General features: G+C 73.6%; 14 protein-coding genes. All 14 read left to right on the top strand.

The genetic code is table 11. From position 1 onward, the window contains the following. Positions 1-109 precede the first annotated feature (109 nt). From ACWD3H_RS26305 to ACWD3H_RS26240, 14 genes are read left to right on the top strand one after another with little or no spacing between them, the layout of a single operon-like run. Positions 110-1,018, top strand: coding sequence for a hypothetical protein (locus ACWD3H_RS26305; protein WP_451956890.1), 909 nt, complete (start codon positions 110-112; stop codon positions 1,016-1,018). A 4-nt stretch (positions 1,019-1,022) separates the two neighbouring features. Then, entirely contained in the window at positions 1,023-1,577 is a 555-nt protein-coding gene (locus ACWD3H_RS26300) for a DUF4255 domain-containing protein (protein ID WP_355564002.1), read from the top strand. Then, positions 1,574-3,649, top strand: a complete 2,076-nt coding sequence (locus ACWD3H_RS26295) for an AAA family ATPase (RefSeq protein ID WP_451956889.1) — start codon at positions 1,574-1,576, stop codon at positions 3,647-3,649. The genes ACWD3H_RS26300 and ACWD3H_RS26295 overlap by 4 nt, the downstream gene beginning before the upstream one ends. Next, the gene (locus ACWD3H_RS26290; RefSeq protein ID WP_451956888.1) at positions 3,646-3,879 is read left to right on the top strand and encodes a hypothetical protein; all 234 of its coding nucleotides are present in this window, start codon (positions 3,646-3,648) and stop codon (positions 3,877-3,879) included. The genes ACWD3H_RS26295 and ACWD3H_RS26290 overlap by 4 nt, the downstream gene beginning before the upstream one ends. Before the next feature lie 5 nt (positions 3,880-3,884). Further along, positions 3,885-4,547, top strand: a complete 663-nt coding sequence (locus ACWD3H_RS26285; RefSeq protein WP_355564011.1) for a hypothetical protein — start codon at positions 3,885-3,887, stop codon at positions 4,545-4,547. A gap of 10 nt (positions 4,548-4,557) precedes the next feature. Further along, complete coding sequence (locus ACWD3H_RS26280; protein WP_451956887.1) at positions 4,558-4,848, top strand: hypothetical protein; 291 nt, start codon at positions 4,558-4,560, stop codon at positions 4,846-4,848. An 11-nt stretch (positions 4,849-4,859) separates the two neighbouring features. Continuing rightward, a complete protein-coding gene (locus tag ACWD3H_RS26275) occupies positions 4,860-6,038 on the top strand; it encodes a phage late control D family protein (RefSeq protein ID WP_451956886.1) in 1,179 nt (392 codons plus the stop codon). Next, a complete protein-coding gene (locus ACWD3H_RS26270) occupies positions 6,035-7,777 on the top strand; it encodes a putative baseplate assembly protein (RefSeq protein WP_451956885.1) in 1,743 nt (580 codons plus the stop codon). The genes ACWD3H_RS26275 and ACWD3H_RS26270 overlap by 4 nt, the downstream gene beginning before the upstream one ends. Continuing rightward, positions 7,774-9,639, top strand: a complete 1,866-nt coding sequence (locus ACWD3H_RS26265; protein ID WP_451956884.1) for a phage tail protein — start codon at positions 7,774-7,776, stop codon at positions 9,637-9,639. The genes ACWD3H_RS26270 and ACWD3H_RS26265 overlap by 4 nt, the downstream gene beginning before the upstream one ends. 5 nt (positions 9,640-9,644) lie before the next feature. After that, on the top strand, positions 9,645-12,380 hold the full coding sequence (locus ACWD3H_RS26260) for a putative Ig domain-containing protein (RefSeq protein WP_451956883.1): 2,736 nt from the start codon (positions 9,645-9,647) through the stop codon (positions 12,378-12,380). Continuing rightward, positions 12,370-12,783 carry a hypothetical protein gene (locus ACWD3H_RS26255; RefSeq protein ID WP_451956882.1) on the top strand — a complete coding sequence of 138 codons (414 nt, stop codon included), beginning with the start codon at positions 12,370-12,372 and terminating at the stop codon, positions 12,781-12,783. The genes ACWD3H_RS26260 and ACWD3H_RS26255 overlap by 11 nt, the downstream gene beginning before the upstream one ends. Further along, positions 12,783-13,475, top strand: a complete 693-nt coding sequence (locus tag ACWD3H_RS26250) for a GPW/gp25 family protein (RefSeq protein ID WP_451956881.1) — start codon at positions 12,783-12,785, stop codon at positions 13,473-13,475. The genes ACWD3H_RS26255 and ACWD3H_RS26250 overlap by 1 nt, the downstream gene beginning before the upstream one ends. Positions 13,476-13,482: 7 nt before the next feature. Next, the gene (locus ACWD3H_RS26245; RefSeq protein ID WP_451956880.1) at positions 13,483-14,130 is read left to right on the top strand and encodes a phage baseplate assembly protein V; all 648 of its coding nucleotides are present in this window, start codon (positions 13,483-13,485) and stop codon (positions 14,128-14,130) included. 4 nt (positions 14,131-14,134) lie between these two features. Further along, positions 14,135-14,656: a hypothetical protein gene (locus ACWD3H_RS26240; protein ID WP_451956879.1), complete on the top strand. Its 522-nt coding sequence runs from the start codon at positions 14,135-14,137 to the stop codon at positions 14,654-14,656. Positions 14,657-14,669 lie beyond the last annotated feature (13 nt).

Genomic DNA, 14,669 nt, shown 5'->3' with positions numbered 1-14,669 from the left:
GCAGATGTCGTCCTTTCTTCAACATCTGCTCCAACGGGGCACCCGCCGCCTCGCCGCGGCGGCCGGCGGCGCCGGCCTGGACCCGGCGGAATCGGTGGAGCCCCTAGAGGTGACGGAATTCGTCCCGGCCGAGGTGCTTCCATGGCCCGCCGGCGCCGACCATTCGCGACCAGCCGGCGAGGAGCCGGAACACCCGTTCACCGCCCCGGTGCGGCGAAGGCCCCCGGCCGTCGTCACTTCCCCCGGCGCATACGCGGCCGATTCCCCCGGTGGCCACGTGGCGGACTGCCCCAGCAGGCCCGCGGCACGGGAGGTCCCCGCACCCTCACCCGCCGGACGGCCGCCCGCACGGCGGGCGGACTCTCTACCGACGGCGACCGCCGGCCCCGGTCCGCTGCCCGGAGCCGACGCGGGCCCTGCGCCCGTCGAGGCAGCGGCCTCGCCACCGGCGGCGGAGACCGCCAGGGCCCCCCAGACCGGCGGCACACCGCTGATCGCGCCGGAAGCGGGCGCCGCGAAACCCGTGTCGTTGCGCGACGCGGGCATCCGTTCCGCCGAGCCGGCCGCCTTCGCCCCGGAGCCGGTTCCGCCGCCCGCCGGGACCATGCCACCCCCACCAGCCGCGCAGGGCACCCGCGACGACCTCGAAGCCGATTGGCGCGACCTCGGCCGCCGCCTGCTCGCCGAGCACCCGCCGGCCGGACACCACCCGGCGGCGCCTCCGCCGGAAACCGCCGCCCACCCGGCACCCGCGGATCCCGCCCACCTGCCGACCGCTATTCCCCCGCCGCCGACCGGGCCGCACCTCGCCGCCCGGACCACCGGCGACACCGGTCCGGGCCAGGCCGCCGCACCTGTGGCGGCAACCACGGACCCCGAGCCCGGGCTGACCATCGAGCACCTCGAGGTGCACATCGTCGCCCCCGCGGCCCCGCACCACCCGGAACCGCCGCCCGCGACGCCGTCGCGGGCGGGCGCCTGGGACCCGGCCGCCCGTCACTATGTCGAAAGGTGGTGAAACCGTGATCGGCCAGGTGAGCGAGTCGCTGAAGAACCTGCTGGAGGCCGAGATGTCCCCGGCGAGCCCCGTCACGCTGCTCTCTCCGGCAGACACCAGCTCCCAGCAGTCCCGCGTGAACCTGTTCCTCTACTGGCTCCGCCCCCATCCGCAACTACGCAACCAGCTGCCCGCCATCGCGCCTGACGATCCCGGCCGGCTGGTCACCCCGCCGTTGGTGCTCAACCTGTACTACCTGCTGACGAGCTACACCCCGCTGGACGGCCAGTTCGGCCTGGCGGACTCCCAGACGATCATGGCGGAGGCGATGCGGGTCCTGCACGAGCATCCCATCGTCCCGCAGGAGCACCTGGAGCCCGGTCTGCGGCAGGGCGAGGTGAAGGTCACCCTGCACTGCGCCGATGTGGAGGAGCTGAGCAAGGTCTGGACCGCGCTGACCAAGGACTTCCGGCTGTCCGCCGTCTACGAGGTCTCCTACGCGCCGGTGCCCGCGCGCGGCCGCACGCCGGTGGCGCGCCCGGTCGAGACGACACGCCTCGGGGTCGAGGTGACGCGGTGAGCGCGACCGCACCACCGTTCGCCGATAGCCGGCAGCACCTCGCGGCCGAGTTGGCCTGGTTGGACCGGGCGCTGCTGGCGCTGGTGAACACCACAGCGCCAGCCGGACCCGGGTGGGCGGCCGAAGGTGACGGAGAGCCCTTCGACTCGCCAGAGTCGGTCCGGCAGGCCCGGCAGGACCTGGTGGCCCGGGTCGAGGCCGGCCATGAGCATGGGAGCCCGCTGGTCCTGCCCCGGCTCAGCGCCCTGTTCGGGCTGACTCCCGAGGAGGAACTGCTGCTGGTCGCCTGCGCCGCCCCCGAGATCGACCCCCGCTACGGCGAGCTCTACGGTCACCTCCACGGCGACGCGACCCGATGGCGGCCCAGTGCGCGCCTGGTGACAGCCGTCGCGGGCTTCGACCGGCGTTGCCCGGTGGACGGCGGCGCACTGCTCGACCCGCAGGCGGCAGCCTTCCGCTGGCGCCTGGCCGGCCCGGCGGACAACGGCGCGGCGCACCGGCCGGGCCATGGCATCGCCCTGGATCCCGGCATTCTCGCGCTGATCACCGGGCACCGGTGGGAGGACGGCCGGATCGACGCCGCGCTGCGCCCGCTGCCCGCCGCCGACCCAGCGGCCTGGCCGTACGGGGACGCCGTCGATCGGCTCGCCGTGCTCCTGGCGGACGACACCGGGCGCATCGTCGCGCACTTCCACGGTCCTCTGGCCTCCGAGGGCCGGCGGGTGGCGCTGGCCGCGTGCCGTCGCCTCGGCGTCGGCCTGCTGCACGCGGACGCCGGCGAACTGCTGGCGTTGTCGCAGTCCGGCGAACTGCCGCTGGCAGACGGGCTACGCCTGCTGTACCGGCAGGCGGCGCTGGGCGGGGCCGGTGTGTACCTGTCCGGGCTGGACGCGTTGCTGGACGACCCCCGGGCGGCGGCGCACCTGCGCACGCTGGAGGGGCTCCTGCCGGATGCGTCGTGGTTCACCTGTACCGAGGCCGAGCGGTTGTGGCTGCCCGGGCCGTCGTTGCCGACGCACATCACGTTCCTGCCGTTCGAGCCGCCGGCACTGGACCATCGGCAGCGCCGTACCGTCTGGGAGCGGGCGATGCCCGGGCTGCCGGCCGAGCAGATGGTTGCGCTGGCCACGCACTTCCCATCCACCCCCGGCGAGGTCGCCGACGCGGTGCGGCTGGCCCGCGGCCGGGCCAGAGCAGCCGGCGGCGACGAGCCGGCCTACGAGGACCTGTTGTGGGCCTGCCGGGCGCCGTCGCGCGCCGCTCTCGACGGCCTGGCCCGGCCGCTCACCCCCCGGACCGGTTGGGATGACCTGATCCTGCCCGCCGACGTGCTGGAACAGCTGCGGGAGTTGTGCGCCCAGGTACGTCACCGGGGCCTGGTCCTGGACGAGTGGGCCCTGGGCCGGCGCACCGCGCTGGGGCACGGCGTGCAGGCGTTGTTCCTCGGCCCCAGCGGCACCGGCAAGACCCTCGCCGCCGAAGTGGTCGCCGCGGCCGTGGGCATGGGCCTGGTGAAAGTAGACCTGTCGACCGTGGTGAGCAAGTACATCGGCGAGACGGAGAAACACCTCGCGCGAGTCTTCACCGCCGCAGAGCGCTCCGGCTCCATCCTGCTCTTCGACGAGGCGGACGCGTTGTTCGGCAAACGCTCGGAGGTCGGCGACGCGCACGACAGGTACGCCAACATCGAGGTCAGCTACCTGCTGCAACGCATCGAGGAGTACGCGGGCGTGGTGATCCTGGCCACGAACTTCGCCCAGAACATCGACGAGGCGTTCCAGCGCCGCCTCCGGGTGTCGATCAGTTTCCCGTTCCCGGACGAGGCGGCCCGGCTGGCCATTTGGCGCCGCCACCTGCCCGGCGAGCTGCCGGTGACCGCCGACCTGGACCTCACCCGGATGGCCCGGCAGTTCAAGGTGCCAGGCGGGGTCATCCGCAAGATCGTGTGGAACGCGGCGTTCCTGGCGGCGGACGACGGCGGGCGCATGGACGCCGGGCACCTGCTGCTGGCCACCAGAAGGGAGTACGAACGGATGGGAAAGCCCTTCCCCGCATCGGGGGTGGCGCGATGAGGGTGCGCCGGGTGGTCGTCCGCGTGGAGATGCCGGCCTGCGATCCGGCTCGCGCCCGCGCCCTGGCCGTGGCGGCCCTCGCGAGAGTCGCCGCCGGGACTCCCGGCCCGGGCCCCGGCCGGATCGCGCACCTTCAGGTACGCGTGGACGCCGCCGCCAGTGATCGGGTGCTGGCCGCCCGGATCGCGCGGACGATCGCCGCGGCGATCACCGAGCGGGCGGGGAGGTGACGGCGGTGGCCACCGGTCTGTCCAACCAGCCCAAGTTACTGAAAGGTGCCCTCGTCGACACCGACCTGTTCGCGACGCCGCCGCTGATCGTGCCGTTCCAGTTCAACCCCGAGACGCTCACCCGGCGCAGGAGCGTCCGCATCCCCGCGCCGCCGTCCCGGCGGGGCCGGGAGGAGAGCACGCCCGACGACCAGAGCCTGGAGGCCCAGAACACGGTGACGGAACCGGAGACGATGTCGATGGACATCCGGTTGGACGCGACGGACGCGCTGGAGCGCGGCGACCCGGTCGCGGCCGAGTACGGGGTGCTGCCCGCGTTGTCCGCCCTGGAACTGATGATCACTCCGCGGTCGGAGACGCGGCTCGGCGGCGTGGTCGGTTTCACCTCCGACTTCGGGTTCGGTGATCGGCTGGTGACCCCGGTGCTGATCTTCGTGTGGGGTCGGCAGCGGCTGTTCCCGGTGCGGCTGACCTACCTGAACATCGAGGAGGTCGAGTACAACGCGAACCTCAGCCCGGCACGGGTGATCGTCGGTGTGACGCTCCAGGTGCTCAGCGGCGGCAACCTGTTCCAGCGGTACACGCTCGCCCAGCGCACCCTGCTGGCGGCGCTGAACGCGCGTGGTGCCGGCGCGCCCGACCTCGCCCGATCGATCGTTCCCAGGTAGGTGATGCGCCATGCTCTTTCCCGGATCCCGCTACGCGGCCACCGAGGTGGTGGAGGTGGCCGATCCCGACGGCACGCGGCGCCGGACGCTGGTCACGCGCCGCGTCCCGCGCACGCCCGGCGTGCTGGAGTACGTCGTGCTGGACGGCGAACGACTGGACCACCTCGCCGCCCGCTTCTACTCCGACCCGCAGAAGTACTGGCTGATCCTCGACGCGAACCCGGAGGAGCTGGACCCGTTCCGGCTCATGCGCCCGGGCCGGCGCATCCGGATCCCGCGCGACCGGACGGCCCCGCGGTGATCAGAGAGATCGTGCGCCTTCGGATCGACGGCAGGCCCCAGGACGGCCTGGTGCCCGACATTATCGAGATCGGCGTGGACGAGTCCGTCGACCAGGCCGACGTGGTCCGCCTCCGGATGGCGGTCACCCGGCGGCTGGACGGCACCTGGACCTACATAGACGACCCCAGGTTCGGCGTGTGGCGGCGGCTGACCGTCGAGGCCGGATACCCGCCCGCCGCCCAGATCCTGTTCGACGGCTACCTCACGCACACCACGGTGAGCTTCACCGTCGACGACGACCCCTACCTGGAGGTGTCGGGCATGGACGCCAGCGCCCTGATGAACCTGCAGGAACGGCGGCGGCCCTGGCCGAACAGGGCCGACCACCAGATCGCCCAGGCGGTGTTCGACTCCTACGGCCTGAGCTGGGAAGTGGAGGACACCCTCGTGCAGCACACCGAGCAGGTCGCCATCACCGTCCAGTACGAGACCGACATCCAGTTCCTGCGCCGGCTCGCCGCCCGCAACGGCTTCGAATGCCGGGTACGGGCCGGCGTCGGCTATTTCCGTAGCCCGAACGTGGGCGGCACGCCGCAGAAGCTGCTCGCGTTCGGGTTCGGCCGGGAGGCGAACCTGGCCTCGCTCACGGTCCAGGTCGACGGCACCCCGGCCACCGCGCCGCAGATCCGGCGGGTGGACCCGGTCAGCAAGCAGGAGGACGTCAAGACGCTGGAGGACCTGCCCGAGCAGCGGCTCGGCGCGGACACGCTCCGCGAGTTGCGGGCGGGGCTGCCCGACGGCGACTTCCTGGTGACCCGGCGGGCGCCGGCCTCCCCCGCCGAAATGGAGTCCTGGCTGCGCGCCGCGCACACCCGGGCCAGCCGGTTCGTCACCGTGCACGGCGAGATCGACTCCCGGGCGTACCGCAGCGTGTTGCGCCCCGGCCGCCCGGTGGTCATCAAGGCGGTCGGCGAGCGCCACAGTGGCACCTACTACGTCGTGCGGGTCGGGCACACGTTCACGGTGGACGGGTACCGGCAGTCGTTCGAGGCCTACCGCAACGCGCTCGGCGTGACCGGCACGGAGCAGTTCGCCCCGCCTGGTCTGGAACCGATCCCGCCCGGCCTCGACACCGAGAGCCGGACGGACGGCAACCGCGTGCTGCCCGGCCGCCAGGTCGGCACCGTCCTGCCGGGAGGACGGCGATGACCGGCCGACAGCCCCGCATCGACTACGTCACCAAGGACTACGAGGGCTTCAAGCAGGGGATGCTCAACCAGATCCCGCTGCTGCTGCCGGACTGGACCGACCGCGGCGAGGCCGACTTCGGTGTCGTGCTCATCGAGCTCGTCGCCTACGTGGCCGACATCCTCAGCTACTACCAGGACCGGGTCGCGAACGAGGCGTTCCTGGCCACCGCCACCCAGCGGCGCTCGGTGACGGAGCTGCTGCGCCTGATCGGCTACCAGATCGACCCAGGGCTCGCCGCCTCGGCCGTCGTCCACGTCGACGTCACCACCGACCTCGACGTCGGCCCCGACGAGCTGCCGTTCCAGGTGCGCACGGCCGGACGGCCCGGTGAGGCGGAGGTCACGTTCGAGGTGATCCAGCCGTTCAGCCTGCGCCCGGCCAACAACGAGATCCCGCTCGCCGCCATCCCGGCGCTCCCGGCGGGGACCGCCGCGGTCGAGCTGCCGCCCGGCGCGCACCGGCTCGTCCCCGGATACCGCGTCTATCTGGAGGAACGGCCCGCGCAACCGGCCCGCCCGCGCCGCTCTCCGCCCCTCACCGTGACCGGCGTGCGCCGGCTGGTGAGCGGCGACGACGAGATCAGCTGGCTCCCGCCGCTGCCCGCGTCGTTCCAGCCAGGCGCGACCGTGCTGCGCGGCAACAACATCGTCGCCACCCACGGCGTCACGGTGGCCGACGAGCCGGTCTACGTCGCCGACGGCACGCCCGGCCAGCGCTTCACCCTGGCCCGCACCCCGGTGACCCACCTGTTGCGCACGGAGGACACCCGCCGCCGCAGGTCCCGGCCCGAGCTGGAGGTACGCGTGGACGGGGCGCCGTGGCGGCAGGTGGAGAGCCTGTCCGCGAGCGGCCCGGCCGACCTGCACTACACCACCGAGATCGACGAGAACGACGTGATGACCGTGGTGTTCGGCACCGGCGCGCGGGGTAGCGTGCCGACGGCCGGGGCCGAGGTCCGGGCCCGCTACCGGATCGGCCTCGGCGTCGTGGGCAACGTTGGCCCGGACGTCCTCACCGTGCCCACTTCGTTGGCCGCGGTCGCCGCCGTGACGAACCCGTTCGCGGCCGAGGGCGGCGCCGACCGGGAGTCCATCGAGGAGGCGAAGATCGCCGGCCCCGGCTCGGTCATCGCGCAGGAGCGCGCGGTCACCCTGGAGGACTACGAGCTGCTCGCGGCGGGCGTCGAGGGCGTCGGCAAGGCCAGGGCCCGGGTCGGGCTGCGTGGCGGCTACAAGGTCGTGCAGGTCTTCATCGCGCCCGAGAACCCGCTGACCGTGCCGCCCCCGCCGCCCTCCGACGACCTTCGCGCGACGGTCGCGCGGCGGCTGGAGTCCCGCATGCCGGTGAACCGCATGGCCGGCGTGGAGGTGCTGGATCCCGCCTACGTGCCCATCGACATCACGGTCGAGGTGCACCTGACGGCCGAGGCGAGCCGGTCACAGGCGGTCGAGGAGGTACGCGGGCTGCTCGCCGGCCTGTTGTCGTTCTCCGCCCAGGACTTCGGCCGCCCGGTGCGCGCGGGTGAGGTCTTCTCGGCGTTGTTCCCGCTCGACGGCGTGGAGTTCGTCCTGCTGCGCGAACTGCGCCGCCGGGACCGGCCCGCCGGCGGCTCCGAGTTCGCCGACGTGCCGATCGCCGACCACGAGCTGGCGTTCGCGGGCACGATCGCGGTCGTGCCGCTGGGAGGTGGGCGATGACGATCGACGCCGACTTGCTCATGGCCCACCTTCCCGGCCTCTATCGGGACAAGGACGTCACCGGCGACCTGCGGCGATTCCTGGAGATCCTGGCCGGGCCGCTGGCCGAGACGCACGCCTCGATCAGGCGGCTGCGGGACGACCAGACGCTGGCGGCCTGCCGGGCCGAGTTCATCCCGCTGCTGGGCGCGCTCGTCGGCGCCGAGGTGGACACCACCCTGCCCGAACGGGCACAACGCGACCAGGTCCGCGACGCGATCAGCGGATACCGGCGCAAGGGAACCGCCGACCTCGTGCGCGGTGCCGCGGAGTCGCTCACCGGCTGGCGCGTGCACCTGGTCGACTTCTCCGCCCACGTCGCCACGCTCCCGCACGTGGAGACGGTCAATCCGGTGCACCGGCTGCGGGAGCGGCCTGTCGCCGAGCAGCCGCCCGGCAGCGGCGACTTCACCTTCCGCGCGGACGGGACGGCCGGACCGCTCTTCGACGCGCTCACCGGACACCCGATCACCCGGGCCGCGCTCACCGGCCAGGAGGCGACCTACGCCGGGGTGGAGGGCAGGTTCACCGTCAGCCGCGGTGGCGTGGACCTGTTCACCGGCCCGGCGCCATGGACCTCGCTGGCCGCCGACCTGACGGACCCGGAGCGCCCCCGGACCCCGGCCGGCGCGCCACTGACGCTCGGCGACCGGCAGATCGCGGTCGATCCCGAGCTCGGCAGGTTCCGGATCGTGAGCCCGCCGGTCCTCGCCGGCGACCTGCGGGTCTCCTTCCACGTCCTGGAGCCTGGACACGTCGCCGCCCGGACCGCGCCGGTCGCCGACCCGTTCGCGCTGACCAGGCTCGGCCGCGGGGACGACCCGGTGCCGGCGGTGCTCGACATGCGCGCGCCGCGGGGGGTCACCGACACCGTCGGCCGCGCCCACTTCGACAACCTCGGGCTGTTCGTCACGCCGGCTCGCGTCGCCACCGACCGGCGCCCCAACTCGCTGCCGCCCGGCACGGACGGCGGCCGGCTCACCTTTGACGACCGGCCGCTCGACCCGGCGGACGCGCGGGGCGTACGGCTGCAGCTGCTCGACGGGCTCGACGGGGCGCCGCTCACCAGAGCCGCGTTGGACGGCGCCGAGTCGCTGTTCTGCGGCACGTCACGCGGTTTCGCGATCCGGATCGGTGGCCTCGACATCACCGACCCGGAGTTCCGCCCGGTCGTAAGCGTGCTCGCGGCGGACCTGAGCGACTTCGCCGCCCCGCGCCGTCCCGGCGGCGGCGCGCTGCCGCTGTCGGCCACGAACGTGGCGGTCGACCCGCAGCTCGGCCGCATCCTGCTCGACCCGGTCGCGCTCGGCGTGGCCGGGCGGGGCGTCCGGGTCGACTACCTGACCGCGCCGACCGCCAGGGCGGAGGACGTCACCGCCACCCGGCCCCCCGACGAGCCGCCCGAGGTGCTGCTGTGCACGGCGGACGGCGATCCGGCGGAGCTGGTCGACGGGTTCGACGGCACGCCCGTACGGACCGCCGTGCGCCTCGGCGTGCCGCTGTCCGCCTTCCACGGCACCGACCGGGGCTGGCGGGTGGCCCGTGACGGAGTGGACGTGACCGCGCAGCTCACCCCGGGCCTCGGCGACATCGCCGCGCCGGCGCCGGCGGGCCGCCTCGTCATCGACCCCGACCGGGGTCTGCTGCGCTTCCCCGCCGGGTTCGTCACCGCCGCCCACCGGGTGAGCGTCAGCTTCTCCCACTCTGACCGGGTGACGCGGGCCCGCCGCTTCGACAGTCTCGCCCGGCGGTTGCCCCGGGTCCTGCCCGCCGGCGTGGTGCCGGTCCTGATCGACACTCGCCGACCCAGCGTTGAGAGGTAGCCCTCATGTCCCGAGCCATCTCCCGGGAGAGCTTCGACGAGCTCAAGAACTACCTGGGCGTCTATCTCCAGCAAGGCCGGCCCATCCTGGACGCCGACTGGAACGAGGGCCAGGACATCGCCGTCGCCGCCCTGCGCCGCCTCGGCCGAGAGACCCACGGCGACGGCGGGCTGGACACCGGCTTCGCCATCGCGCCCATCGTGGTGCCCCCAGACATCGACGAGCTCGCGGACTTCCACTTCGGCCTGCTGATGGACGTCCTGTTCGGGTCATGGCGCTTCTTCCTCAACTTCCCCGGCGACCTCGTCGACGACTTCGAGCAGCCCGGTTTCCAGCTGTCGTCGCCGCAGGGCACGCTGCGCATCGCGACGGACCGCCCGTACCGGGACCGCGGGTTCCTGCGCCTGTCCGGCCACCCCGGCACCGTTACCATCCGCAAGCAGCTGACCGGCCTCCTTGACCTGTCCGCGGCGGACCTCGCCACGTTCCGGTACCGGCGTAACCGCAAGACCGCCGGTGCCGTGAAGTTCTTCCTGGAGGACGACGCGGGCGGCAAATCGGTGTGGCCGATCGTGAACAACCCGCAGTTCCCGCCGGACGTATGGGTGCCCGGGCTGGTCGTCCCGCTGGACGTCCGGTTCCGCATCCTCACCATGACCCTGCGCAACGCGGTACGCAACGACTTCTACTCCCAGCCCTTGTTCAACTACGGCGGCACGCCCCCCTTCATCTGGACGGTGGCCGGCGGCACGCTGCCACCGGGCCTGGCCCTGCCCACCAGCCCGGTGCAGGACAGAGGGGCCGGCCTCCGGGGCACCCCGACACAGGCCGGCACGTTCGCCTTCACCGCCCGCGTCACCGACGCCGCCAACCGGACCGCCACGAGACAGCTCATCCTCGAAGTGCAGGCGACCGGACCGGAGCGGGGTCGCACGACACCCGACGAGGCCGCGCAGCTGAGCGTCTCTCCGTCGGAGACGCCCACCGGGACGCCGGCCAACCTGACGCGGATCCGCGCCTACGGGTTCGAGGCCCCGCAGGACTCGGGCGCACCGCTGGTCTGGGACTTCGACGACCTGCGGGTCGGTGGCAGTGCCCGCCACCGCGCGCTGGCCGCCAACGACTTCGTCATCCGCGGCGCCGAACGGGCGATGCTGGCGGCCGACGCGATGTTGTTCACCAAACGCGCGGTGGAGTCGGTCGGCAACGATCCCACCTCCACCCCCATCGTCCGGCAGCTCGTCGAGGTGCTGTCCACCGCCAACCCGGACGTGCCGGACGCGGCTGCCGCCGCCCGCATGCACGTTTCCGGCCTGACCTGCCTCCAGGCCGCAGACACGCTGTACTCCCGGCAGATGGACCCGAACGACCCGCCGCTCACCCCGCCCGCCGGGCAGGTCCGCCGGGACACGGTCTACCTCGACGTGTGGACCGAGCCGGTGACGTACGTCGACGACCCGGAGATCCGGGAGGTCGCCCTGGGCGGCCCCGACACGGCCACCCGCGCCCGGGTCCGGCACCGGGTACGCGTCGCGCAGGGCACCGGACTGCCGGCCGGGGACGGCCGCGGCGGCGGCACGCTCACCACCGAGGGCACCTACACCGCCCAGGCCAACCGCCTGTACCTGGTCGAGATCGACACCGGCGGCGACCTCGGCGCAGCGACCTTCCGCTGGTCCGAGGACAACGCCGCGACGATCCAGCGGGTGATCGAGCCGCTGCCGCCGGGCTCGACCCAGGTGGCCGTGGAGGACGCGACCGCGTTTCGCCCCGGCGACCGGATCCTGATCCGCAAGAAGTTCGGCGCGGAGGAGCACCAGGTCGATTCGGTGGTCGGCAACGTGCTCGGGCTCGTGCAGCACACCGGCGACCAGCTCGCCGCCCTGCCGGCCGCCGGGCGGGTCCTGGCGTTCACCACGTTCGCGCTGGCCGACCGGCCGATGGTGCAGCGCTGGAACGCGTTCCGGGTGCCCATCACGGCCGACCCCGCCGACTCGGTGATCTCCGCGGCCGTGCCGCTCAACGACGGCGTCGCGGTCCGCTTCGGCGGCAGCGACCTGCGGCCGGGCGATTTCTGGAACTTCCGCACCAGGTTCCTGCCCGGCGACGACGCGGCCGGGCTCGACCCGCTCACCCGGATCGAGCAGCTCCGCTTCCAGCGGCCCAGGGGCGTCGTGCACCACTACGCCGCGCTGGCCACGCTCACCCGGAACCCGGCCGCCCCCGAACCGGACCTGATCACCGATGTCACGGACCTGCGCAGCAGGGCCGGCAACACGCACACGGTGAACGTGCGGCTGAGCTCCGCCACGGTGACCGGAGCGGCCGACGTGCTGCTCGGCGGCGCGCGCCTGCCGGCGGTGTCCCCCGACAGCAAGCTGGTGATCTTCTGGTCGGGCGAGATCTTCCTGTCGGCGCCGGTGTCGGGCCAGCTCTCCATCCAGGTGGGCTACTACAACGACGAGATCACCGACCCCATCGGCGACCCGGAAACCGGCCTGCTCCTGGGTGAGGACCGGGTGATCAACCTGTCCCGGCGCACGACCGGCGTGGACCTGCCGTTCAGCTTCCTGTTCTCCGGCGTCAACACCGCCTTCCAATCGCTCGGCGGCCCTTTCGTGCCCACGTCCGTACAGATCGTCGCGTCCCTGTCGGCCCAGAGCGGGTCGGTTTCCATCGGCGCCGCGCGCGCCACCGTCCTGGAACTGAAGAAGAGCACGGAGCTGATCGATGACCTCTAAGACCGGCCCGCTTTCCCTGCTGCTCGCGCGATCCCCCGGCGGGTCCGGGCGGCACGTCGAACGCCTGCCGCTGGCGGTCGCGGTCCGGGGCCGCGACGACCCCGACGGGGTCCCGCTGGACCTGGTCCTCGCCGCCGCACAGGAGGTCTCGCCCGCCGTGACAGGGCTGGCGGTCAGCGGCACCGAGCTGCTGGTCACCTTCCGGGAACGCCCCGCGGCCACGGAGTGGGACCGGGTGCGCGACCTGCTCGGCGACCCCGAGCGGCTGCGTGCGTCGGCCGTACCGGAGGCCGGCGCGCCGCTCGCGGCGCTGCTGGACGAGGCCACCCCGGACGCCGAGTGGATGCGCCTGTTCCGGCAGTGGGCCGTGCGCGAGCTGCTCGCCCGCGACGGGGGCGGCTGATGGCCGCCGTACCGTCGGCCGCCGACCTGCGCGGCGCCGACCTGGGCGGCGGGAGCGTGGAACTGCGCTGGGCGCATCCGGAGGAAGGCGTCCTGTTCGACGTCTACGCCGGCGCGGATCCGCTCGACCCGTTCCGCGTCCGCCGACTGGCCGGGCACGCCGCGACGACGGCCACGCTGTCCGGCTTCGAGCAGGGCGGCGAGGTGTACTTCACCGTCGTCGCCCGCCGCGGCGAGCTCACCGCCCTGCCGTCACGCGTGCTGCGGGTCGCCGTGCGGCCGGTGACCGTCCCCGTGGCGCTGGTCCGCGCCACCCCCGCCGGCCGGCCCGCCGGGCTGGGCTTCCCGTTCGGCGTCACCGCCGCCGGCAGTGTGTCCACCCAGCAGGGCGACCAGCTGTTACGCGGCAAGATCCTGCAACTGCTGCTCACCGCGCCGGGCGAACGGGTGAACCAGCCCGAGTACGGCACCGGGCTGCGGGACCTGGTGTTCGACCCGGACAACGAGATCCTCGCCGCCACGACCGAGTTCACCGTGACCCGAGCGCTGCGGCGCTTCCTCGGTGACCAGCTGGAGGTCCAGAGCGTGCAGGTCGGCGCCGCCGGCGCCGAGCTGACCGTCGACATCGTCTACCTGCGTACCTCGGACCTGCACACCGAGCGGCTGCGGGTAGGCGTCCCGATTCCCCGATGAGGTGCTCATGGACGACCGGACCGCGCGTTTCATCGAGGAGAGCGCGCGCAAACACTGGGGGAAGTACCGCGGCTTCGTGGTCGACCGGTCCGATCCCGACCGGCTCGGCCGGCTCAGGGTACGGGTGCCGAGCCTGCTGGCCGACGCGCTGCCCGGATGGGCGTGGCCGGCGACCCCGTACGGCGGCCGCGGCCTCGGGCTGTTCGCGTTGCCCCAGACCGGCGACATCGTCTGGGTGGAGTTCGTGGAGGGCGATCTGGCGCAACCGCTGTGGTCGGGCTGCGGGTGGGCAAGGCCGGATGGGCGCAGCGAGCTGCCGGCGGAGGCGCTGGCCGGCTATCCCGACACGGTCGTGCTCAAGACCGCGTCCGGCCACACCATCGTGCTGTCCGACGTCGGCGGCAGCGAGCGGATCACGGTGCGGGCCGCCGGTGGGTGTGAGGTGGTCCTTGACGGCGGCTCCGACCGGATCACCGTCAAGGCGGGTGAGGTGGTCGTGCGAGGCGCGGGCGGGGCGGTGGAGGAACTGGCCACCAAGTCGTTCGTACGCAACGTCTTCGACACGCACACCCACGCCACCGGCGTCGGCCCGTCCGCCACTCCGGTGCCGACCTCCGACGAGGCGTCACTGACCAGTGTCCTGAAGGCGGAGTGAGCGCATGCCACTGAACCCGATCGCCTTCGCCGACGGCCTCACCGCCCTGTTCGACGGCCGCAACGGCTACCCGAAGACCACCGCCGAGGCCGCGCAGGCGTGGGCGGCGCTCTACCGGCGTTACGCCGCCGACGCGCGCGCCGGCGTCACCGCCCCGCTGCCCGACCCGCTGGTGGCCGCGGAGGCCGGCCTCGTCGACCGGCTCGCCCAGGCCTTCGCCGCGGCGCACGGCGGCGCGGTCGCCGGGCTCGCCGCCGACCTGGACGCCGCGTTCGTCGCGTTCTGGTCCCGGCCACCGGTCGGCTTCGCCTTCCCCGGCCCGCCCGCCGTCGCCGGAGTCGTCACGGTGGCCCCGGCCGGCGTGCTGGGCAGCGCGCTCGCCGGGGCGCTGGCCGCGGGGGTCGCGGCCCGCCGCACGGCCGCGGCGCAGGCGCAGGCACTGGTCGGCGCGATCGACGGCTGGACGCGGACGGTCACGGTCGTCAACACCCCGCCGGGGCCGTCGGCGCCGGTGTTCCTGACCTGACCGGCACGAGTGG

This window comes from Streptosporangium sp. NPDC002607 (assembly GCF_053592655.1).
The sequence above is the reverse complement of the archived record's forward strand: the minus strand, read 5'-3'. Positions and strand labels throughout refer to the sequence as shown.